Origin of the sequence: uncultured Pseudosulfitobacter sp., from assembly GCF_963976325.1 — a bacterium.
GTDB lineage: Bacteria > Pseudomonadota > Alphaproteobacteria > Rhodobacterales > Rhodobacteraceae > Pseudosulfitobacter.
This window is the reverse complement of record NZ_CAXBJW010000001.1, coordinates 1,154,742-1,174,123: the sequence shown is the minus strand read 5'-3', so window position 1 is coordinate 1,174,123 and position 19,382 is coordinate 1,154,742. Positions and strand designations below refer to the sequence as shown.

17 protein-coding genes are annotated in these 19,382 nt (G+C 62.5%); 12 read left to right on the top strand and 5 right to left on the bottom strand.

The features are described from left to right. The first annotated feature begins 2 nt into the window (after positions 1 to 2). The 7 genes from nuoL to AAC077_RS05790 all read left to right on the top strand — a co-directional run bounded on the left by nuoL (position 3) and on the right by AAC077_RS05790 (position 8,874). The gene (nuoL, locus tag AAC077_RS05820; protein WP_339767440.1) at positions 3 to 2,096 is read left to right on the top strand and encodes an NADH-quinone oxidoreductase subunit L; all 2,094 of its coding nucleotides are present in this window, start codon (positions 3 to 5) and stop codon (positions 2,094 to 2,096) included. Next, positions 2,096 to 3,637: an NADH-quinone oxidoreductase subunit M gene (locus tag AAC077_RS05815; protein WP_339767438.1), complete on the top strand. Its 1,542-nt coding sequence runs from the start codon at positions 2,096 to 2,098 to the stop codon at positions 3,635 to 3,637. Before nuoL ends, AAC077_RS05815 begins: the two co-directional genes overlap by 1 nt. Positions 3,638 to 3,653: 16 nt before the next feature. Then, positions 3,654 to 5,093 carry an NADH-quinone oxidoreductase subunit NuoN gene (gene nuoN, locus AAC077_RS05810; RefSeq protein ID WP_339767436.1) on the top strand — a complete coding sequence of 480 codons (1,440 nt, stop codon included), beginning with the start codon at positions 3,654 to 3,656 and terminating at the stop codon, positions 5,091 to 5,093. Between the two features lie 63 nt (positions 5,094 to 5,156). Continuing rightward, the gene (locus AAC077_RS05805) at positions 5,157 to 5,906 is read left to right on the top strand and encodes a biotin--[acetyl-CoA-carboxylase] ligase (protein ID WP_339767434.1); all 750 of its coding nucleotides are present in this window, start codon (positions 5,157 to 5,159) and stop codon (positions 5,904 to 5,906) included. A gap of 11 nt (positions 5,907 to 5,917) precedes the next feature. After that, positions 5,918 to 6,691 (top strand): type III pantothenate kinase, encoded by a 774-nt coding sequence (locus AAC077_RS05800; RefSeq protein WP_339767432.1) that lies wholly within the window; start codon positions 5,918 to 5,920, stop codon positions 6,689 to 6,691. A gap of 3 nt (positions 6,692 to 6,694) precedes the next feature. Beyond that, complete coding sequence (locus AAC077_RS05795) at positions 6,695 to 8,362, top strand: ribonuclease J (protein WP_339767430.1); 1,668 nt, start codon at positions 6,695 to 6,697, stop codon at positions 8,360 to 8,362. An 86-nt stretch (positions 8,363 to 8,448) separates the two neighbouring features. Further along, a complete protein-coding gene (locus tag AAC077_RS05790) occupies positions 8,449 to 8,874 on the top strand; it encodes an OsmC family protein (RefSeq protein ID WP_339767429.1) in 426 nt (141 codons plus the stop codon). 98 nt (positions 8,875 to 8,972) lie between these two features. Here the strand turns inward: AAC077_RS05790 and AAC077_RS05785 are convergent, their stop codons facing one another. From AAC077_RS05785 to AAC077_RS05765, 5 genes are all read right to left on the bottom strand, one after another. Further along, positions 8,973 to 10,538 carry a DEAD/DEAH box helicase gene (locus AAC077_RS05785; protein ID WP_339767427.1) on the bottom strand — a complete coding sequence of 522 codons (1,566 nt, stop codon included), beginning with the start codon at positions 10,536 to 10,538 and terminating at the stop codon, positions 8,973 to 8,975. Positions 10,539 to 10,666: 128 nt separating this feature from the next. Further along, positions 10,667 to 11,602 (bottom strand): glycosyltransferase family 2 protein, encoded by a 936-nt coding sequence (locus AAC077_RS05780; protein WP_339767425.1) that lies wholly within the window; start codon positions 11,600 to 11,602, stop codon positions 10,667 to 10,669. Beyond that, a complete protein-coding gene (locus AAC077_RS05775; protein ID WP_339767423.1) occupies positions 11,599 to 12,609 on the bottom strand; it encodes a glycosyltransferase family 2 protein in 1,011 nt (336 codons plus the stop codon). The genes AAC077_RS05780 and AAC077_RS05775 overlap by 4 nt, the downstream gene beginning before the upstream one ends. A 5-nt stretch (positions 12,610 to 12,614) precedes the next feature. Continuing rightward, the gene (locus tag AAC077_RS05770; protein WP_339767421.1) at positions 12,615 to 14,222 is read right to left on the bottom strand and encodes a peptide chain release factor 3; all 1,608 of its coding nucleotides are present in this window, start codon (positions 14,220 to 14,222) and stop codon (positions 12,615 to 12,617) included. A gap of 56 nt (positions 14,223 to 14,278) precedes the next feature. After that, positions 14,279 to 15,292: a Hint domain-containing protein gene (locus AAC077_RS05765; protein WP_339767968.1), complete on the bottom strand. Its 1,014-nt coding sequence runs from the start codon at positions 15,290 to 15,292 to the stop codon at positions 14,279 to 14,281. A gap of 152 nt (positions 15,293 to 15,444) precedes the next feature. Here AAC077_RS05765 and AAC077_RS05760 point away from each other — a divergent pair, with 152 nt between their 5' ends. The 5 genes from AAC077_RS05760 to AAC077_RS05740 all read left to right on the top strand — a co-directional run bounded on the left by AAC077_RS05760 (position 15,445) and on the right by AAC077_RS05740 (position 19,370). Further along, positions 15,445 to 16,224, top strand: a complete 780-nt coding sequence (locus AAC077_RS05760; RefSeq protein ID WP_339767419.1) for an SDR family oxidoreductase — start codon at positions 15,445 to 15,447, stop codon at positions 16,222 to 16,224. 12 nt (positions 16,225 to 16,236) lie between these two features. Further along, complete coding sequence (locus AAC077_RS05755) at positions 16,237 to 17,364, top strand: DNA alkylation repair protein (protein ID WP_339767417.1); 1,128 nt, start codon at positions 16,237 to 16,239, stop codon at positions 17,362 to 17,364. A gap of 218 nt (positions 17,365 to 17,582) precedes the next feature. Next, on the top strand, positions 17,583 to 18,671 hold the full coding sequence (locus AAC077_RS05750; RefSeq protein WP_339767415.1) for an ABC transporter ATP-binding protein: 1,089 nt from the start codon (positions 17,583 to 17,585) through the stop codon (positions 18,669 to 18,671). Further along, positions 18,668 to 19,021 (top strand): Lin0512 family protein, encoded by a 354-nt coding sequence (locus AAC077_RS05745; protein ID WP_339767413.1) that lies wholly within the window; start codon positions 18,668 to 18,670, stop codon positions 19,019 to 19,021. Before AAC077_RS05750 ends, AAC077_RS05745 begins: the two co-directional genes overlap by 4 nt. Continuing rightward, entirely contained in the window at positions 19,014 to 19,370 is a 357-nt protein-coding gene (locus tag AAC077_RS05740; protein WP_339767411.1) for a Lin0512 family protein, read from the top strand. The genes AAC077_RS05745 and AAC077_RS05740 overlap by 8 nt, the downstream gene beginning before the upstream one ends. The last annotated feature ends 12 nt before the right edge of the window (positions 19,371 to 19,382 follow it).

Sequence of the window (19,382 nt, the reverse complement as noted above, 5' to 3'; positions counted from 1 at the left end):
TCATGGAACTGACTATCCTGTTTGCCCCTTTGGTCGGCGCGATCCTGTGCGGCTTTGGCTGGCGCGCCTTTGGCGAAACGGCGGCGATGTGCATTGCCACGGGGCTGTTGTTCCTGTCGGCGCTGTTGTCGTGGGTTGTGTTCCTGTCGTTTGACGGCACCACCGAGAACATCCAGATCCTGCGCTGGATCGAAAGCGGCTCGCTCAGCACCGATTGGGCGATCCGTCTGGACCGTCTGACCGCGATCATGCTGATCGTCATCACCACGGTGTCCAGCCTGGTGCACCTGTATTCGTTTGGCTACATGGATCACGATCCGCAGTGGAAAGACGACGAAAGCTACAAACCGCGTTTCTTTGCCTATCTGTCGTTCTTTACCTTTGCCATGCTGATGCTGGTGACCTCGAACAATCTGGTCCAGATGTTCTTTGGCTGGGAAGGCGTGGGCGTCGCGTCCTATCTGCTGATCGGCTTTTACTATCGCAAGCCAAGCGCCAACGCCGCCGCGATCAAGGCGTTCGTGGTCAACCGCGTGGGCGACTTTGGCTTTTCGCTGGGCATCTTTGCGCTGTTCTTCCTGACCGACAGCATCCGGTTTGACGATGTTTTTGCCGCCGCTCCCGGTCTGGCGGAAACGCAGCTTTCGTTCCTGTGGGGCGAATGGAATGCGGCCAACCTGATTGCGATCCTGCTGTTCATCGGCGCGATGGGCAAATCGGCGCAACTGCTGCTGCACACATGGCTGCCTGACGCGATGGAAGGTCCGACGCCTGTGTCGGCGCTGATCCACGCGGCGACCATGGTGACAGCCGGTGTGTTCCTGATCTGCCGCATGTCGCCGATCATGGAGTTCGCCCCCGAGGCGACCATGTTCATCACCTTTATCGGTGCAACGACCGCATTCTTTGCCGCGACCGTGGGTCTGGTTCAGACCGACATCAAGCGCGTGATTGCCTATTCGACCTGTTCGCAGCTGGGCTATATGTTCGTGGCCGCAGGCGTGGGTATGTATTCGGCGGCGATGTTCCACCTGCTGACGCACGCCTTCTTCAAGGCGATGCTGTTCTTGGGCGCCGGTTCGGTCATTCACGCCATGCACCACGAGCAGGACATGACCAACTATGGCGGTCTGCGCAAAAAGATCCCCTATACCTTTGCGGCGATGATGATCGGCACGCTGGCCATCACCGGTGTCGGCATCCCGCTGACGCACATCGGTTTCGCGGGCTTTTTGTCCAAGGATGCGATCATCGAAAGCGCCTATGGTGGCGGGTCGATGTATGGCTTCTGGATGCTGGTGATCGCGGCGGCCTTTACCAGCTTCTATAGCTGGCGCCTGATCTTCCTGACGTTCTACGGCGAGGCCCGTGGCGACAAGCACACCCACGACCACGCGCACGAAAGCCCGATGGTCATGCTGATCCCGCTGGGCGTTCTGTCGCTGGGCGCGATCTTTGCCGGGATGATCTGGTACAACAGCTTCTTTGGCCACGCCGATCAAGTGGGCAAGTTCTATGGCATTCCGGTTGCCGAAGCTGCGGCTGATGGTGCGGCGCATGTCGAAGGGGCCGAAGAAAGCCATGGCGAAGCCGAGGGCGACCATGCGGCAGGTGGTGAACACCACGTTGCATTCGCAGGCAAGCCGGGCGAGGGCGCGCTGTACATGGCCCCCGACAACCACGTGCTGGAAGACGCCCACGCGACCCCCGTCTGGGTCAAGGTGTCGCCGTTCGTCGCGATGCTGGGTGGGTTCCTGATGGCGCTGTGGTTCTACATCTGGAACCCGACACTGCCCGCACGTCTGGCCGAAAACCAGCGTCCCATCTACCTGTTCATCAAGAACAAATGGTACTTTGACGAACTGTATGACGTCGTCTTTGTGCGGCCCGCCAAATGGATCGGCCGCCAGCTTTGGAAAAAGGGCGACGGCAACGTGATCGACGGCACGCTGAACGGTGTGGCCCTGGGCATCGTGCCCTTCCTGACCCGTCTGGCCGGTCGCGCCCAGTCTGGCTATATCTTCACCTATGCCTTCGCGATGGTCATCGGGATTGCCGTACTTATCACCTGGATGACCCTCGGAGGAGCAAACTGATGGACAACCTGCTTTCCTTCACCACCTTTATCCCGGCTGTTGCGGCCCTGATCCTGGCGGTCTTCCTGCGCGGCAGCGATGCTGCATCGCAGCGCAACGCCAAGTGGGTGGCGATGTTCGCCACCACGGCCACGTTCCTTGTGTCGCTGTTCATCCTGTTCGAATTTGACCCCAGCAACACCGGGTTCCAGTTCGTCGAACAGGCCGACTGGCTGCTGGGCCTGCAATACAAGATGGGCGTCGACGGGATCAGCGTTCTGTTCGTGATGCTGACCACCTTCATGATGCCGCTGGTCATCGCGGCAAGCTGGAACGTGGAAACACGCGTCAAGGAATACATGATTGCCTTCCTGCTGCTGGAAACGCTGATGCTGGGCGTGTTCATGGCGCTGGACCTGGTGCTGTTCTACCTGTTCTTCGAGGCCGGTCTGATCCCGATGTTCCTGATCATCGGCATCTGGGGCGGGGCGAACCGCATTTATGCGTCGTTCAAATTCTTCCTTTATACCTTCCTTGGGTCGGTGCTGATGCTGGTGGCGATGGTTGCCATGTTCTCGGACGCAGGGACCACCGACATCGTGCAACTGCTCAGCCACGAGTTTGATGCAGGCACCTTCAGCATTCTGGGCATCCAGATTGTCGGCGGTATGCAGACCCTGATGTTCCTGGCCTTCTTTGCCAGCTTCGCGGTGAAAATGCCGATGTGGCCGGTGCACACATGGTTGCCCGACGCGCACGTTCAGGCGCCGACGGCGGGTTCCGTCGTGCTGGCCGCGATCCTGCTGAAAATGGGCGGCTACGGTTTCCTGCGGTTCAGCCTGCCGATGTTCCCTGTGGGGTCCGAAGTGCTGGCGCCTGTGGTGCTGTGGATGTCGGCGATTGCCATCGTCTACACCTCGCTGGTCGCACTTGTGCAGGAAGACATGAAGAAGCTGATCGCCTATTCGTCGGTCGCGCACATGGGCTTTGTCACCATGGGGATCTTCACCTTTAACCAGCAGGGTCTGGACGGGGCGATTTTCCAGATGGTCAGCCACGGCTTTATCTCGGGGGCGTTGTTCCTGTGTGTCGGCGTGATCTATGACCGGATGCACACCCGCGAGATCGACGCCTATGGCGGTCTGGTCAACCGGATGCCGTCCTATGCGATGATCTTCATGTTCTTCACTATGGCCAACGTCGGCCTGCCGGGCACTTCGGGGTTCGTGGGTGAATTCCTGACGCTGATGGGGGCCTTTCAGGTCAACACCTGGGTCGCTGCCGTGGCCACAACCGGTGTGATCTTCTCGGCGGCCTATGCGCTGTGGCTGTACCGCCGCGTGGTCATGGGCGACCTGATCAAGGAAAGCCTGAAGGCCATCACAGACATGACCCGCCGCGAAAAGCTGATCTTTGCACCGCTGGTGGTCATGACCCTGCTGCTGGGCGTCTATCCGGCGCTTGTGCTGGACATCATCGGGCCGTCGGTCACCGCACTGGTCAACAACTACGACACGGCCACGGCCGCAGCCGCCGCTGCGACCCCAATGGTCGGAAACTGATAAAGGAACGGGACCCATGTCCGCTGATCTGACGCTAATTCTTCCCGAGATCGTTCTGGCCGTCTTTGCGATGCTGGGCCTTTTGGGCGCAGTCTACACCGGCAAGGACGCGCTGGCCCCTGCGCTGGTCTGGGCCACCTCGGCGTTGTTCGTGCTGGTCGCATTCTGGGTCGGTCTGGCCGCACCGGAAACGCACACCGCCTTTGGTGGCATGTTCATCGACGACGGGTTCGCGCGGTTTGCCAAGGTAACGCTGCTGCTGTCCGCCGCTGCCGTCCTGGCCATGTCCGAAGGGTACATGTCCGCGCGCGGGTTGCTTCGGTTTGAATACCCCATTCTGGTGACGCTGGCCGTGGTCGGCATGATGATGATGGTCAGCGCGGGCGACCTGATGTCGCTGTACATGGGCCTGGAGCTGCAATCGCTGGCGCTGTACGTGGTCGCGTCGCTGCGCCGCGACTCGGTCAAGTCGACCGAGGCGGGCCTGAAGTATTTCGTGCTGGGCGCGCTTAGCTCGGGTCTGCTTTTGTATGGCGCATCGCTGATCTACGGCTATGCAGGCACCACGCTGTTTTCGGGCATCATCCAGACCACCCAAAGCGGCGACGTGTCGCTGGGGATGCTGTTTGGTCTGGTGTTCCTGATTTCCGGTCTGGCGTTCAAAGTGTCCGCCGTGCCGTTCCACATGTGGACACCGGACGTCTACGAGGGCGCACCGACACCGATCACCGCCTTTTTCGCCACCGCGCCAAAAGTGGCCGCGATGGGCCTGTTTGCCCGTGTGCTGCACGATGCCTTTGGCAATGCGGTGGGCGACTGGCAACAGGTTGTTGCGCTGATTTCGCTGCTGTCGATGTTCCTGGGCGCGATTGCCGCCATCGGTCAGACCAACATCAAACGCCTGATGGCCTATTCGTCGATTGCCCACATGGGTTATGCGCTGATGGGGCTGGCATCTGGCACGATCTTTGGCGTGCAGGCGATGCTGGTCTATCTGGCGATCTACGTGACGATGAACGTCGGCACCTTTGCCTTTATCCTGATGATGGAACGGGACGGTCAGCCGGTGGTCGATGTGGCGTCGCTGAACATGTATTCCAAACGCGAACCGGGCAAGGCGCTGGCGATGCTGGTGCTGTTGTTCTCGTTGGCCGGTGTGCCGCCAATGCTGGGCTTCTTCGGCAAGCTGTACGTGCTGCGCGCCGCCTATGAGGGCGGGCTGGCGTGGCTGGCGATTGCCGGTGTGGTCGCGTCGGTGATCGGCGCGTTCTACTATCTGCGCATCGTGTTCTACATGTACTTTGGCGATGACAACGCCGAAGGGCTGGATGGCGGCAAATCGCCCGTGCTGTGGGGGTTCCTGATGGCCTCGGCCGTGGTGATGGTTGTTGGCATCGTGAACATGTTCGGTGTCGAAGGGGCGGCGGCTGCGGCGGCTGCGTCTCTTGTCAACTGATCCGATGACGCCGGTGGCTGCTGCGGGAGCCTCCGGCGGGGATTTTTTTGAACCAGAGAAGACATGACCGGCTGGCCTGACGGATACGGACGCCACGTGCTGCAAAGCGTCGATTCGACGCTGTCCGAAGCGGCGCGCATGGCCGCCGATGCGTCTGGGCCGGTCTGGATCATGGCCGAACAGCAAACCGCCGCACGCGGGCGGCGCGGGCGGCCCTGGGCCATGCCTGCGGGCAACTTTGCCGCCACGCTGCTGCTGCCGGTGTCGGGGTCGGCCAGCGATGCGGCGCTGCGGTCTTTCGTGGCGTCACTGGCGCTGCACGAGGCGCTGGTTGCCGCCACCGGGCGCGCTGATGTGTTTGCCCTGAAATGGCCCAATGACGTGCTGCTGCGCGGTGGCAAGCTGGCCGGTATCCTGCTGGAAAGCGCAGGGCAGGGGCCAAGCCTGCGCCATCTGTCCATCGGCATCGGTGTGAACCTTGCCGCCGCCCCGGCGGTGTCCGAGGTCGAGGCAGGCGCGGTGCCGCCGGTGTCGCTGAAGGGCGAGCTGGGCACCGTGATCGCCCCCGCAGATTTCCTCGAACTTCTGGCCGCGGCCTATGCCCGTTTCGAAGACCAGTTCACCACTTACGGCTTTGCGCCGATCCGAGCGGCATGGATGAGCCACGCCGCACGACTGGGGCAGGTGATCACCGCCCGCACCACCCGCGACGAGACCACAGGCACCTTTGCCGAGGTGGACGGCGCGGGCAATCTTGTACTTGAGACGTCCAGGGGCCGCGTGGCGATCGCGGCGGCGGATGTTTATTTCTAGGGGGGCGGGGAATGCTTCTGGCCATTGACTGCGGCAACACCAACACCGTGTTCTCGATCTGGGACGGCGAAAGCTTTATCGGCACATGGCGCACGTCGACCGACTGGCAGCGCACGGCGGACCAGTATTACGTCTGGCTGTCGACGCTGATGAAATTTCAGAAGATCGACGTCGAAATCACCGATATGATCATCAGCTCGACCGTGCCGCGCGTGGTGTTCAACCTGCGCGTTCTGGCCGACCGCTATTTCCACACGCGCCCCATCGTGGTGGGCAAACCCGATTGCCTGCTGCCCGTCGCTGTGCGCGTCGATGCGGGCACCGCCGTTGGCCCCGACCGTCTGGTGAACACGGTTGCCGGGCATGATCTGTACGGCGGCGACCTGATCGTGGTGGATTTTGGCACCGCGACCACCTTTGACGTGGTCAGCGCCGATGGCGCCTATATCGGCGGGGTGATCGCACCCGGTGTGAACCTGAGCCTCGAGGCGTTGCACCACGCCGCCGCCGCGCTGCCCCACGTGGACATCGCCAAGCCGCAGAAGGTCATCGGCACCAACACTGTTGCCTGTATGCAATCCGGCGTCTTTTGGGGTTACGTCGGGCTGGTGAAAGAGATATGTGCCCGGATCAAGGGCGAACGGGCGCGCGAGATGAAAATTATCTCGACCGGCGGACTGGCACCATTGTTCCAGCAGACTGAAGACCTGTTTGACGAATTTCATGATGATTTGACGATGCACGGGCTGACCGTGATCCACCGATACAACAAGGAAAATAACTGACTTATGAGCAGTGAAAGATTGATCTACCTGCCCCTCGGTGGGGCGGGCGAAATTGGCATGAATTGCTATGTCTACGGTTACGGCAAACCTGAAAAGGAACGTCTGATCGTTGTGGACATCGGCGTGGCCTTTCCCGACATGGACAGCACGCCGGGGGTGGACCTGATCCTGCCCGACATCAGTTGGCTGGAGGAACGCCGCGACCGCATCGAGGCCGTGTTCATCACCCACGCCCACGAGGACCACATCGGCGCGATTGCCCACACCTATGGCCGGCTCGAAGCGCCGATTTTCGCGCGCGTGTTCACCGCGAACCATGCCAAGCGCAAGATGGCCGAAAACGGCCACCCGGCCGATGCCGTCACCGTGGTCGAAGCCTGGCCCGATCAGGTGGATGCAGGCCCGTTCAAGGTGGGCTTTCTGCCGATCTCGCATTCGATCCCCGAAAGCTCGGGGTTGGTCATCGACAGCCCCAAGGGCCGCGTGATCCACTCGGGCGATTTCAAACTGGACCGCACACCGCTGGTGGGCGAGGCGTGGGACCCCGAGCTGTGGGGCGAAGTGTCCAAGGGCGGCGTCAAGGCGCTGGTCTGTGACAGCACCAACGTGTTTTCCCCCCACGCAGGCCGGTCCGAAGTGACCGTTGGCCCCGAGATCGAAAAGATGATGAATGCCGCCACCGGCATGGTCGTCGCCACCACCTTCGCATCGAACGTGGCCCGCGTGAAAACGCTGGCCGAGGCGGGCGATCGGGCCGGGCGGTCGGTTGTGTTGTTGGGCCGCGCGATGAAACGCATGGTAGAGGCGTCGATTGAATCCGGCGTCCTGACCGAGTTCCCGCAGGTCGTCGCCCCCGAGGATGCCCGCAGCATCCCGCGCGAGAACCTGTTGCTGCTGGTCACCGGCAGCCAGGGCGAACGCCGCGCCGCCAGTGCGCAACTGGCCCGTGGCAAATACATGGGGCTTGAGATGAAAAAGGGCGATACATTCCTGTTCTCGTCCAAGACCATCCCAGGCAACGAACGCGGCGTGATCCAGATCATGAATGCGTTTTCGGAAATGGGCGTGGATATTGTCGACGACAACAGCGGCCACTACCACGTCAGCGGCCACGCCAACCGCCCCGACCTGGAAGAGATGCACGCGGTTGTCAAACCGCAGATTCTGGTGCCCATGCACGGCGAACACCGCCATTTGCGTGAACACACCAAGATCGCGGATGCCAAGGGGATGCAGGGCATTCTGGCCGTCAACGGCATGATGATCGACCTTAGTGGCAATGAACCCAAGGTCGCAGAATATGTCGAAACCGGCCGCACCTATCTGGATGGATCGGTGCAGATCGGCGCGCTGGACGGGGTCGTGCGCGACCGTATCCGCATGGCGTTGAACGGTCATGTGGTCGTGACGCTGATCATCGACGAACAGGACGAGCCGCTGGGCGATCCGTGGTGCGAAACCATGGGGATTGCGGAAACCGGCAGCGGCAACGCGCCGCTGGTGGAAATTCTGGAAGCGGACCTGAGCCAGTTCCTGGGCCGTGCCGATCCCAAAACCATGCGCGACGACGAGGCGCTGGAACAGGCGCTGCGCCGGACCGTACGCAAGACCGCGCAGGACGAGATTGGCAAGAAACCCGAAGTGACGGTGATCATCAGCCGTCTGACCTGAGCGGAACCAAACCGCTTCTTTCCGCGTTGGAAATACAACGGGGGCGCACAGGCTGCGCCCCTTTTTCATGCGCAAAGGAGAGTTTCATGATTAAGAAAAGCGGTTCCGCAAAGTGGTCGGGTGATCTGCAATCCGGCAAAGGCTATGTTTCGACGGAAAGCGGCGTGCTGAGCGACCAGCCCTACGGCTTTAACACCCGTTTCGAAGACGGCAAAGGCACCAACCCCGAAGAGCTGATCGGTGCGGCCCACGCAAGCTGTTTCTCAATGGCGCTAAGCATGATCCTGGGCGAAAAGGGTCTGAAAGCGGACAGCATCGAAACCAAGGCCACCGTGTCGCTTGAGAAAAAGGACGCGGGCTTTGAGGTGGTGAAGGTGCATCTGGACCTGACGGCCAGCGTTCCCGGCGCCGACAAGGTGTCGTTCGACGAATGCGCCAAGACGGCTAAGGAAAACTGCCCGATCTCGAAGCTGTTGAACGCCGAGATCACGATGGATGCCAAGCTGGTCTGAACCAGTTCGCCACTGGCATTCGAGACATAAAAAATGCGCGTCGGGCTGTGGCCTGACGCGCATTTTTTCATTTCAGGGCAGGGGCTTAGCCCCGCCGCTTAGCCGTCGTAACGTTCGGCAAAGCTTTTCTCGATAAAGGTGGGCGTGTGATCGCCCAGACCCATCACGCGGCTGCCGCCACGGTCATCCCGACCGCCACGCGACCGGCTGGACGTGCTGCGCTTGCTGTCGGAGCTGTCTTGACGGTTGTCGCCGCGCTGGTTGTCTCGTGGGGCATTGGACGGCTCTGCGCGGGTCTCGGCAGGGGCCGCTTCGGGCTTTGGCGTCTCGGCTGGCTTGTCTGCCTGCTTGGGGGCCGCATCGGCCTGTGTCTCTGGCTTGGTCTCTGCTGCGGTGTCGGCCTTGGGCGTGTCGTCCGTCTTGCGGCTGCGCGACCGTGACCGCGAGCGGCTGGAGGTCGGTTTTTTCTCGGTCGTCTCCTCGGGCGCATCGCCCTGTGCCTCGGTCCCGATGTGGCCCAGCGGGTTTTCAAGGCGCGGAATCTCACGCTGGATCAGACGTTCGATGTCTTCGAAATTCTTTTCGTCGCGCGGCACGCAGATCATCATGGCCTTGCCGTCACGGCCCGCACGGCCAGTGCGCCCGATGCGGTGCACATAGTCTTCGGCGTGGCTGGGCACGTCAAAGTTGAACACGTGGCTGACGCTGGGCACGTCCAGACCGCGCGCGGCCACGTCTGACGCCACCAGGAACCGCAGGTCACCTGCACGGAAGCCGTCCAAAGTGCGCGTGCGCTGGCTTTGATCCAGGTCGCCGTGGATGGGGGCCGCGTCATAGCCGTATTTTTTCAACGACTTGGCAACGGTGTCCACGTCCATCTTGCGGTTGCAAAAGATGATCGCGTTGGTGCATTTGTCGCCTTCGGCGTCGATCAACATGCGCAGAACCTTGCGCTTTTCCGACGCTTCGCGGTCCTTGCGTGACCCTTTGAACATGACAACGCCCTGTTCGATGGTCTCCGAGGCGCTGGCCTGACGGGCCACTTCGATGCGGGCGGGGTTGCTGAGGAAGGTGTTGGTGATGCGTTCAATCTCGGGTGCCATGGTCGCCGAGAAAAACAGCGTCTGACGGGTAAACGGCGTCAGGCCAAAGATGCGTTCGATGTCGGGGATGAAACCCATGTCCAGCATCCGGTCGGCTTCGTCCACGACCATGACTTTCACGTCCGACAAGATCAGCTTGCCGCGCTCGAAATGGTCCAGCAGACGGCCCGGCGTGGCAATCAGCACGTCGACGCCCTTGTCGATCAGCGTGTCCTGTTCCTTGAACGACACGCCGCCGATCAGCAGCGCCTTGGTCAGTTTCAGGTGTTTGGTATAGGTGTCGAAGTTTTCGGCAACCTGTGCGGCCAGCTCGCGGGTGGGGCACAGCACCAGGCTGCGCGGCATCCGGGCGCGGGCGCGGCCACGGGCCAGCAGGGTGATCATCGGCAGCACAAAACCGGCGGTCTTGCCTGTGCCGGTCTGGGCAATGCCCAAAACGTCGCGTCCTTCAAGGGCGGGGGGAATCGCACCGGCCTGAATGGGGGTCGGGGTTTCGTATCCTGCTTCCTCGATGGCTTTCAGCACTTTGGGATTCAGGTTCAGATCTGAGAATTTTGTCATGTATGTCCGAAGTTTGCGGACACTGACTTGGCCCGCGGCAGCTTTGAAATGTCGGCCCGCATGGCCCAAGGGCAGCCCAAAGGCCGCGACATTGATTGCCCATACCAAAGCATGGGCGTGTGGTCAAATCATGTCGTGAAATCAGGGAAGTGGTGGGGAGTTATTTTGTCTAAATTCAACTCATGGGTGCAAAGAAGCCCCTCGGCGGCCAGTCTGGACCGCAAGTCGTCCGAATCTTCAGCGACTTCGCGGTAGAAGGCGCGCAAGCCATCCTCGCCGCTGTCCGCCTCGATGAACCGGAACAATTCGTGCAGGCTCAAGCCCCCCGCGTCGCGTGGCGTGGCGGAGGCCAGATCAGCGCGATACGATCCCTTTTCCAGCCGATAGCGGTAGGACGCCAGCCAGTCGTCCCATGTCTTTGCGTGGCAATGGGCCAGATCGACCTGGCGCAGTTCAACCTCGTTGGGGTTCATCTCGCCGTCGCGGAAAACGTTGTGAATGCGCACGTCCAGCCCGCCCATATCCGTGCGCGCAAACAGTTTGCCCGCCACATGGGACAAAAACCCGCCTTTGATGTGCGGGCCGTAATTCGGGTACAGGCGATTGACGATTTTTTCACGGTCGGGTCCGTTGGGGATGAACGCCTTGAAATGGTGCCCGTCGCCCGCAAGCTGTTCCATCGGACGCACGCGGGCGGTTTGCACGGTGGCGGGCAGGGCGGCCAGCACGTCGGCGACGGGCTGGTCCGACACCAGGAATTCGTCGGCGTCCATGTGGATCAACCAGTCCACCTCGGCGCGTCGCGCGTGGGCGTGGGTGGCGTTGCGGCTTTGGCGGACCTGATGTTTGACGGGGCGTTTGCCGCCCAGCTTTTGCCAGTGCTGCGCATCACAGCGGGTGACGCGGACTTTCGGGTGCGCCTTGAGCGGGGCAAATGCGTCGCTGTCGGGGTCGTCCAGATAGATATACAGCCGGTGCGCGCCCGCCTCGATATGATAGGCGGCAAAGCGCAGGATGTCGCGCGCAGGCGCAAGGATGGTGGAGGACAGGCCCCAGGTGGTCATGTGACAGGCTCCTGCGGGTCAAGTATGCGAGCGACTTTTTCGTCCAGATCCAGCGCAGCCGTGACCAGCATGTCATGCTTGCGCAGCAGGTCCAGCCGTTCGGGGGTGGCGGCGCACATCTCGTCGTAGAACCGGCGCAGGCCGCTGTCGCCTTCTTCTTCAATCAACACTTGAAGAACGTCGTTCAAAATCATGTTTCCGTTCGTTTTCTTCCGGTATGATCCGTGGGTCATCCGAAAGTCGAAATGGCGCTGGAACGTCGCCCAATCGGGCGCGTGGGCGTGCCCGACGTGTACCGTTTCCAGCATCTGGCCGTTCGACACCTTGGCCCCGGCGTGCATCATCGCGTGAATGCCCAGACGGATGCGCCGAAAGCCGGTGCGCACGATGTTCTTGCCACCGGTATAGCTGATGAACCCCTCGGGCACATAGGCGCCAAAGGTCGGGTAGATGTCGATCAGGTCGGCGGTTTTGCGTTTGGCCGCCTTGCGGGTGCGTTTGAAATAGGCGGGGCCGGTCCAGGGATCGTCCGATGCCATCAGTTCCACGGGCTGCATCCGCGCAAAGGCCATATCGGCCGGAACGCGTGAAAGATGCTGGGCAAGCGGTTGATCCGTCAGAATATATTCGTCCACGTCGATATGCGCCAACCAGTCCAGTTCCGATGCCTTATAGGCCTGCGTGGCGTTGGACGCCTGCCGCAACTGGTGGCTTTCGCGGGCCTTGGCGGGCTTGTCGGCCCAGAAGGCGTCGTCGCATTGGTGAAAGCGCACCTGCGGGTGCTGCAACTGCTGTGCGATCGTGGCGTCGGGCACATCCAGAAAGATGTCCATCTGCGCCGCACCGGCGTCCAGATGATAGGCGATGAACCGGGCGATCTGCTGCACGGGGGCCTTGATCGTCGACACCGTGCCCCAGCGCAGCGCGTCGGGGTCGGTCACGATGTCCTTGGCGATCAGCGTCGTCTTGGCGCGCTCGGGCGCCTTGTCCGGCTTGCCCCAACGCATTGCGTCTACACCATCATTTCTTTGGTCGCGGTCAGGCGAATGTCGGGATAATCGCGCACAACGCGGTCAATGTCCCATTGCAGCCGCGTCAGGTAAACGACATCGCCGTCATGGTCATAGCCGATGTGTTGCTTGTTCGCTTCTACAAACTTATCAACGGCTTGGCGCGTGCCGTTGACCCAGCGTGCGGACGTGAACTGCGATGGCTCGAACCGCACCGGCAGGCTGTATTCCAGCTCGATCCGGCTGGCCAGCACCTCGAATTGCAACTGCCCGACCACGCCCACGACAAAGCCCGAGCCGATGGCGGGTTTGAACACTTTGGCCGCACCTTCTTCGGCGAATTGCATCAACGCCTTTTCCAGATGTTTCGCCTTCATCGGGTCGCCCGCGCGCACGCCTTGCAGCAGTTCGGGGGCAAAGGACGGGATGCCGGTCACACGGATCGCTTCGCCCTCGGTCAGCGTATCACCGATGCGCAACTGGCCGTGGTTGGGGATGCCGATGATGTCGCCGGCCCATGCCTCTTCGGCCAGCTCGCGGTCGGACGCCAGGAACAGCACAGGGTTCGAGATTGCCATCGGCTTCTTGGTGCGCACATGGGTCAGCTTCATGCCGCGGTGAAAGTGCCCCGACGCCAGCCGGACAAAGGCCACGCGGTCGCGGTGCTTGGGGTCCATGTTCGCCTGCACCTTGAAAACAAAGCCGGAAACGGATTTCTCCTCGGGCAGGATCTGGCGCGGCTCGGCCGACTGGATCTGCGGCTCGGGGCCATAGGTGGCGATGCCGTCCATCAGTTCCTTGACCCCGAACGAATTGATCGCAGAGCCGAACCAGATGGGGGTCAGCGACCCTTCCAGCATGGCGGCGTGGTCCATGGCGGGCAGCAGCTCGCGGGCCATCTCGACCTCTTCGCGCAGCTTTTCCAGCAGGTGCGCGGGCACGTGATCGGCCAGCTTGGGGTCGTCCAGCCCGTCGATCTGGATGCTTTCGGCCACGCGGTTCCGGTCGGCGCGGTCCATCAGTTCCAGCCGGTCGCGCAGCATGTCATAGCAGCCGACAAAATCGCGGCCCACACCGATGGGCCAGCTTGCCGGCGTCACGTCAATGGCCAGGTTTTCCTGAATTTCGTCAATAATATCAAACGTATCGCGGCTTTCGCGGTCCATCTTGTTACAGAAGGTCAGGATCGGCAGATCGCGCATCCGGCACACTTCGAACAGCTTTTGCGTCTGGCTTTCCACGCCCTTCGCCCCGTCGATCACCATCACGGCAGCGTCCACCGCCGTCAGCGTGCGATAGGTGTCTTCGGAAAAATCCGAGTGGCCGGGCGTGTCGACCAGATTGAACCGGAAGTTCCTGAAATCAAACGACATGGCCGAGGCCGACACGGAAATCCCGCGGTCCTTTTCCATCGCCATAAAGTCCGAACGCGTGCGCCGCGCCTCGCCCTTGGCGCGGACCTGTCCGGCCATCTGGATCGCCCCGCCGAACAGCAGGAATTTTTCCGTCAATGTCGTTTTACCGGCATCCGGGTGCGAGATGATCGCAAAGGTGCGACGACGCGCAATCTCGGGCGGCAGTTCGGGGCGGTTTGGGGCGGTGTCCAGCATGTTGGGGCGTATATTCCGCAGGTGCGTCCGGCGCAAGGATGCTTAGTGTCCTGACCCTAACGCGTGCTGGCCTTGCGCAACAACTCGGCGGCGTCGGGACGGTTCAGCAGGGTTTCCTGTACATCCAGTCCCGTCAGCCCCGCATTGGCGTGCGCTGTGCTGCCGGTCAGTTGTGCGGTGACCTCGTCGGGCACAGCGGGGCGGGTGCGGGTGTCGACCAGCGTCGATTCCGCGGCGATCCCTTCGGCATAGATGATCTGGTGGGCGTCAAACAGCAGTTGGAAATAATCGACAAAGCCGCCGTCCTGCCGGATCACGGTGTCGCCGTTGACCAGATGGCGCGCTTTGACCAACAGCTCGGACCGGCCTGCGCCCAATTGGTCCGAGCGTTGATAGATGAACAGGCGGTGGTCCGGGCTGACCACCAGATCGTTGAAATTGTTCAACGCCCCCGCACGGATGCAGATCGGGGCAAAATCGCCCACCGCGCGCACGGTCGACTGGCCGATCCAGCGCACTTTTTGCGTGCCGTCGTCGCGGGTCAGCACGCGGTCGCCCACGGCCAGATCCTCGATCGGGACCTGCGCGCCGGACGCCAGCGTGATGTGGGTGCCACGGGTAAAGCGGGCACAGGCCACTTCGGCAAATTTCTCGGCGGCCTTTTCGGTGTCGATGCCCACCAACGCATAATCGGTGCGCGGCGTCAGGTTGGCCAGGGGCAGCAGGTAAATCTGCGCGACATTCCCGGTGCCGTCGGTTTCGACAACCACGATGGAATCGGTGGTCTGCCCGTCGGGTGACATCAGCGTCAGCGCGCAATCCAGATGCAGCGCGGCACCCGGCACGCCGGTGGGGCTGTCTGCGGCAATTTCGAACCCGTCGTCCAACACCTGAATCGCCAGTTGCACAGGCCGCGCCTGCGGCGTCAGGGCATAGGCATCGTCCAGCTCAAGCTCTTGAGCGAACGACAGCGCATCGCCCATGTTTGCCCCGTCCGTCGCCGTGAAACTCTCGGCGGGATAGACCGGCACCGAATGGGCCGGGGTCTGCGGGATGGTGGTTTTGCGCATGGGGATGGGTCGCACTCGGATCAGGAATTTCGTGGATTGTTCAAGGCACTACAGTAGAATTGTGGCAACAGCGGGTCAACGGGCCGGTGTTTTTCTGGCATCCCGTCTGCGTGAGGTGCTACGCAGTGCACAACCTATCACAGGAGGATCACATGGATTTGGGAATATCGGGTAAACGCGCGCTTGTCTGCGCGTCGTCCAAGGGGCTGGGCCGCGGCTGTGCCGAGGCGCTGGCCGAGGCAGGCGTGAACCTGGTGCTGAACGCACGCGGGGCCGAGGCGCTGGAAGAAACAGCGACGGCGATCCGCGACGCTTACGGCGTCGATGTGGTGACCGTGGCCGCCGATATCAGCACCGCTGAAGGGCAGGCCAAGGTTCTGGAGGCCGCCGGGCAGATCGACATTCTGGTCAACAACGCAGGCGGCCCGCCCCCCGGCATGTGGTCCGATTGGGACCGTGACGATTTCATCAAGGCGCTGGATGCCAACATGCTGGCCCCGATTGCGATGATGAAGGCGTTGATGCCTGCGATGATGGACCGTGGCTGGGGCCGTGTGGTCAACATCACCTCGCAGTCGGTCAAGGCGCCGATTGCGCAACTGGGCCTGTCAAACTCGGCGCGCACCGGCCTGACCGGATATGTGGCCGGCACCGCGCGTCAGGTCGCGTCCAAGGGGGTGACCATCAACAACCTGTTGCCCGGCATCCACGACACCGACCGCGCGGTCGCGCTGGACGGTGGTGTGGTCAAGGCCAAGGGCATTTCGATGGACGAGGCGCGTGCCGCACGGGCCGCGACGATTCCGGCGGGGCGCTATGGCACGCGGCAGGAATTCGGTCAGGCCTGCGCGTTTTTGTGCTCGGTCCATGCGGGCTTTATCGTCGGGCAGAACCTGTTGCTGGACGGTGGTGCCACCAACGCCACGATCTAGGGAACCAAGCCCATGGCACAGGGATATTCGCTGAAAGACCAGTTGTTTAACGCAGAGTCTCTGGGCCAGCTTGGGGCGGAATATGCCGCCGGTCTGCCAGGATTGGACGGGGCCGCGTTCGCGCGTCTGGCCCTGTCCGGCGTGGCCGAGCGCAGCCTGATGGAGTGCCTTGACTGGTTCGCGGATTGCATCACGCCGCATTTGTCGCCGGAATTTCCGGAGATGGCAGATCAGGTGCAGGCGATGATGCCGCCGCCGCTGGACCCTGACTTGCGCGACGACGACTTTGGCCGGTTCATCCACGCGGTGCCGGGCATTCTGGCGGTGCGTCACGGGCTGGAACATCACCGCGACCGCGCGCTGGACCTGATCCATGCGGCGACACAGCGGTTTTCGATGGAGTTTTCGATCCGCGCCTTTCTGAACCGCTGGCCGGACCAGACGCTGGCACGCATGGCGGTCTGGGCCGAGGATGACAATTACCACGTGCGGCGGCTGGTCAGCGAAGGCACGCGGCCCAAGCTGCCGTGGGGGCGCGCGATTGCACTGACCCCGGCGCAGACCCTGCCGCTGCTGGACCGGTTGCACGGCGATCCGGCGCGGTTCGTGACGCGGTCGGTCGCCAACCATTTGAACGATATATCAAAAACCGACACCGATGCGGTTCTGGACCGGTTGCGGGGGTGGGAACAGCACGGCGCACAAGACCCCAAGGAACTGGCCTGGATGGCCCGCCATGCCCTGCGCACGCGGATCAAGGCAGGGCATGCGGGGGCCATGGCGCATCTGGGCTATGCGGCGGGGGCCGATGTGGACGTGCAGGTGCGGCTGTTGGCCGACACTGTCGCCATCGGCGACCGGCTGCGGTTTGACGTGGTGTTGCAGTCGGACGTGGCGCTGCCGGTGCTGGTTGATTACCGCATCCGCTTTGCGGGGCCGGGGCCGGATACAAAAGCCGCCCGCGAAAAGGTGTTCAAGCTGAAGGCGGGCAATATGCAGGCAGGGCATCCGCTGGTGATGTCCAAGGCGCATTTGATGAAGGGCGGGGCCAGCACTTTTGCCCTGCATCCCGGTGCGCATGAACTGGTGGTGCAGGTCAACGGCGTCGACCGCGCGCGGGTTGGGTTTGTGTTGACCTGATGGCCGCTTGCGCGATTGTTTTTGTTCAGGGGGCGCTGCCCCCGGAGTTTCTCTGGTAAGATGAAGCGCAGGGTGTCGTGGGCCGCTCTGCTGCGGAAGGTCTGCGAATACGTACATATTCGGGTGATTTATGTACGGGTTTTGCGGCGGTGCTTGCGGGGGCGCGTCGGGCCTGATAGCCCAAGCCCGACCGATTTTATCAGACTTGGAGAGAGCCTTTGACCGAGGTGCCCAGACTGGAGATCCGCGACCTGCGGCGCAGCTTTGACGGGCGTACCGTTGTCGACGGCGTGTCGCTGAGCATCATGCCGGGGCAGGTGACCTGTCTGCTGGGGCCGTCGGGTTGTGGCAAGTCCACGACGCTGCGAATGATTGCGGGCGTCGAGATGCAGGACAGCGGCGAGATTTATGCCGATGGCAAGCTGATCTGCGATACCGTCACCCGTGTGCCGCCTGAGCGGCGCGAGATCGGGTTGATGTTTCAGGACTTTGCCCTGTTTCCGCATCTGAGCGTCGAGGGCAACGTGGCCTATGGGCTGCGTGGCAGCCGCGCGGAAAAGCGGGCGCGGGTCGAGGAGATGCTGGGCCGTGTGCACATGCAGCGGTTTATCGACATGTATCCGCACCAGTTGTCGGGCGGGGAACAGCAGCGGGTGGCCTTGGCGCGCGCGCTGGCACCGCAGCCGCGCATCATGCTGATGGACGAGCCGTTTTCGGGGCTGGACAACCGGCTGCGCGACGGCATCCGCGACGAGACGCTGAGCATCCTCAAGGAAGAAGACACGGCGGTTCTGCTGGTCACCCACGAGCCGGACGAGGCAATGCGCATGGCCGACGAGATCGCGCTGATGCGCGACGGGCAGATCGTGCAGCAGGGCGCGCCCTATAACGTCTATACGCGGCCCCTGGACCGCGCGTCGGTGGCGTTTTTCTCGGACGCCAACGTGCGCCGGTCCACCGTGCAGGGCGCGCTGGCGATGACGCCCTTCGGGCGGTTCCTGGCCCCCGGTATTGCCGATGGCACCGAGGTCGACATCGTGTTCCGCCCGCAGCATGTGCGGATTGATTTTGACCGTGCGGGCGTGGGGCCGGTGCCGACAGCCGTCGAGGGCACGGCGGCGCGGGCGGTGGTGGAGCGGGCGCGGTTCATGGGCAACGAAAGCCTGGTGGAATTCCGGCTGGACCATGACGGATCGGTGATGAAATCCACTGTGCCGGGGGTGTTCCTGCCGCAGCCGGGGACAGTGATGTGGCTGCGGGTGCGGCGCGACAAATGTTTTGTCTTTCCAGCGGGGATGATGGCATGAGCGGACCTTTGATCATCGAGTTTGGCTTGGGCACGTCCCTGCGCCGCGCCGATTACACCGATGCGGCGGCCAAGGCGGTGCGCCATGCGCTGTGGCGCAATTCGATCAACCTGGCGGAACTGTTCGGCTTTCCCAAAGAGGCGATGCAGATCGCCGTGCGGGTGGCGGTGCAGCAGCCCGATCAGGTGGATGTCGATGTATTGCGCGCGATCTTTCCTTACGGGCAGGCGCAGATTGAGGTGGTGCACGGCGGTCTGGACGTGCCGCGCCCCGAAGGGGTGGGCAACCCCACGGTGATGGCGCAGGCGGCGCTGACCGTGTCCTTTGATATGGAGCGTGCCGATGGCTGAGCAGCGGGTGATCATCGAGATGGGGCAGGGCAACGACCTGCATGGCCGCGACTATACCAAGGCGGCGCGTCGTGCCATTGAGGACGCGTTTCGCGGATCGTCGCTGCCCTTGTTCGGCACGCTGGGGCTGGATGCGTCGGACATGCGTGTGCAGGTGACCGTGGCGGTGCAACAGCCCGAGGCGGTGGATGTGGACGCGCTGGTCGCGGTGCTGCCGCGCGGGCGGGCCGAGGTGCGGGCCGTGTTCGGCGGCATGGACGTGCCGTCGGGGGACGAGGTGATCGTCGTGGCCACGGCGGCGGTCGAGGCGTTTTTGCCTGCGCAAAGCGGGTGGCGGTTGAAGGGGTGAGTTTGGGGGCTT

What these genes read in the sequence shown, in the direction of transcription:
- AAC077_RS05815 (WP_339767438.1), top strand. Translation starts at nt 2,096, where the DNA reads ATGGACAACCTGCTTTCCTTCACCACCTTTATCCCGGCTGTTGCGGCC.
- AAC077_RS05745 (WP_339767413.1), top strand. Translation starts at nt 18,668, where the DNA reads ATGAGCGGACCTTTGATCATCGAGTTTGGCTTGGGCACGTCCCTGCGC.
- AAC077_RS05775 (WP_339767423.1), bottom strand. Translation starts at nt 12,609, where the DNA reads ATGCGTTGGGGCAAGCCGGACAAGGCGCCCGAGCGCGCCAAGACGACG.
- AAC077_RS05790 (WP_339767429.1), top strand. Translation starts at nt 8,449, where the DNA reads ATGATTAAGAAAAGCGGTTCCGCAAAGTGGTCGGGTGATCTGCAATCC.
- AAC077_RS05765 (WP_339767968.1), bottom strand. Translation starts at nt 15,292, where the DNA reads ATGCGCAAAACCACCATCCCGCAGACCCCGGCCCATTCGGTGCCGGTC.
- nuoL (WP_339767440.1), top strand. Translation starts at nt 3, where the DNA reads ATGGAACTGACTATCCTGTTTGCCCCTTTGGTCGGCGCGATCCTGTGC.
- AAC077_RS05800 (WP_339767432.1), top strand. Translation starts at nt 5,918, where the DNA reads ATGCTTCTGGCCATTGACTGCGGCAACACCAACACCGTGTTCTCGATC.
- nuoN (WP_339767436.1), top strand. Translation starts at nt 3,654, where the DNA reads ATGTCCGCTGATCTGACGCTAATTCTTCCCGAGATCGTTCTGGCCGTC.
- AAC077_RS05795 (WP_339767430.1), top strand. Translation starts at nt 6,695, where the DNA reads ATGAGCAGTGAAAGATTGATCTACCTGCCCCTCGGTGGGGCGGGCGAA.
- AAC077_RS05760 (WP_339767419.1), top strand. Translation starts at nt 15,445, where the DNA reads ATGGATTTGGGAATATCGGGTAAACGCGCGCTTGTCTGCGCGTCGTCC.
- AAC077_RS05755 (WP_339767417.1), top strand. Translation starts at nt 16,237, where the DNA reads ATGGCACAGGGATATTCGCTGAAAGACCAGTTGTTTAACGCAGAGTCT.
- AAC077_RS05740 (WP_339767411.1), top strand. Translation starts at nt 19,014, where the DNA reads ATGGCTGAGCAGCGGGTGATCATCGAGATGGGGCAGGGCAACGACCTG.
- AAC077_RS05805 (WP_339767434.1), top strand. Translation starts at nt 5,157, where the DNA reads ATGACCGGCTGGCCTGACGGATACGGACGCCACGTGCTGCAAAGCGTC.
- AAC077_RS05770 (WP_339767421.1), bottom strand. Translation starts at nt 14,222, where the DNA reads ATGCTGGACACCGCCCCAAACCGCCCCGAACTGCCGCCCGAGATTGCG.
- AAC077_RS05780 (WP_339767425.1), bottom strand. Translation starts at nt 11,602, where the DNA reads ATGACCACCTGGGGCCTGTCCTCCACCATCCTTGCGCCTGCGCGCGAC.
- AAC077_RS05785 (WP_339767427.1), bottom strand. Translation starts at nt 10,538, where the DNA reads ATGACAAAATTCTCAGATCTGAACCTGAATCCCAAAGTGCTGAAAGCC.